At 70.2% G+C, this 1,304-nt stretch carries 1 protein-coding gene; it reads left to right on the top strand.

The annotated features are described in order from the left end of the window. On the top strand, positions 1-1,304 hold a 1,304-nt coding region (locus tag AC068D_RS35670), incomplete at both ends, for a condensation domain-containing protein (RefSeq protein ID WP_478827307.1).

The following is a 1,304-nucleotide window of genomic DNA, read 5'->3' on the forward strand; positions in this document are numbered from 1 at the left end:
GTCGAGGGCGGCGCGGCGAACATCGCTGACGTCTATCCGCTCGCCCCGCTCCAGGAGGGTCTGCTCTTCCACCACCTGCTCGCCCACGACGACGATGACGCGTACGTGATGCCCGTCGTCATGGAGTTCAGCTCCCGCGAGCGCCTCGATGCCTTCCTCGACGCGTTGCAGAAGGTGCTGAACCGGCACGACATCCTGCGGACGGGGATCGTCTGGGAGGGCCTGCGCGAGCCCGTCCAGGTGGTGTGGCGCAAGGCTGAACTGCCCGTGCACGAGGTCACCCTGAACCCGGACGACACCGACGTGGTCGATCAGCTGCTGAGCGGCGTCGGCCTGTCGATGGACCTCGACCGGGCGCCGCTGATCAGCACCCACGTCGCCCCCGTCCCGGGAGATGAGCAGTGGGTGGCGCTGGTGCGGATGCACCACATCGTCCAGGACCACACCGCGCTCGAGGTGGTCCTGGATGAACTGGACGCGTTCCTCACCGGCCGTGGCGACGGGCTTCAGGAGCCGCTTCCGTTCCGCAACTTCGTCGCCCAGGCCCGGAGCGGGGCGGACACAGCCGGGCACGAGCACTACTTCACCGAACTGCTCGGGGACGTCACCGAAGGAACCGCGCCGTTCGGCGCGCTCGACGTCCGGGGCGACGGTTCGGGCGTGGTGCGTGCCCGGGTGCCGTTCGCGCCCGAGCTGGACACCCGGCTGAGGGAGGTCTCCCGTCGGCTCGGCGCGAGTGCGGCGACGGTGATGCATGTCGCCTGGGCTCGTGCCCTGGCGGCGATGGCAGGCCGGGACGACGTGGTCTTCGGTACGGTGCTGTTCGGCCGGATGAACGCCGGCGCGTCCTCGGAGCGGGTCCCGGGCCCCTTCATGAACACGCTTCCCGTGCGGGTGCGCACGGGCGGAGTGGGTGTCCTGGATGCGGTGGCCGCGGTCCGCGGGCAGCTCGCGGAGCTGCTCGAGCACGAGCACGCGCCGCTGGCGCTGGCCATCCAGGCCAGTGGTATGGCCGGGAACGCGCCTCTGTTCTCCGCCCTGTTCAACTACCGGCACAACACTGCGGCAGAGCCCGCTCCGCCCAAGGAGCCCTGGGACGGGCCGGTGGGTGGTATCCGAACGCTGTTCGCCCGTGAGCTGACCAACTACCCGCTCACGGTCTCGGTGGACGACGACGGCGACGCGATCGGACTGGCGGTCGATGCGGTCTTCCCGATCGATCCGGGTGTGGTGGGTGCGCTGGTGCGTACGGCTGCGGAGGGTCTGGTGTCGGCGTTGGAGGTGGCTCTGGACGGTGGTCCGGA

Source organism: Streptomyces sp. NPDC043861 (assembly GCF_056435905.1).